This window comes from Colwellia sp. 6M3, assembly GCF_014077595.1.
In the GTDB taxonomy this organism is placed as follows: domain Bacteria; phylum Pseudomonadota; class Gammaproteobacteria; order Enterobacterales; family Alteromonadaceae; genus Cognaticolwellia.
This window is the reverse complement of record NZ_JACGWF010000275.1, coordinates 1-242: the sequence shown is the minus strand read 5'-3', so window position 1 is coordinate 242 and position 242 is coordinate 1. Positions and strand designations below refer to the sequence as shown.

Sequence of the window (242 nt, the reverse complement as noted above, 5' to 3'; positions counted from 1 at the left end):
CCATATAAATACCGGTATTTATATCAGCTTTCCAGATTGTTAAAGAACTTGTCATTCACACGCATTCGGTGGTGACTTGGTTAAAAACCAAACTTAAAGTAGCTTAAACAAAGCATAACTTAAGTTTGGTCTTTCAATTCTTAGTGAAGAAGTGGTGGAGCTAAGCAGGATCGAACTGCTGACCTCCTGCGTGCAAGGCAGGCGCTCTCCCAGCTGAGCTATAGCCCCGCAATGGGAAACAT

At 43.0% G+C, this 242-nt stretch carries 1 tRNA gene; it reads right to left on the bottom strand.

From position 1 onward, the window contains the following. Nucleotides 1–152: 152 nt before the first annotated feature. Nucleotides 153–228 (bottom strand) — tRNA-Ala (locus H4J50_RS19935). Nucleotides 229–242: the final 14 nt, after the last annotated feature.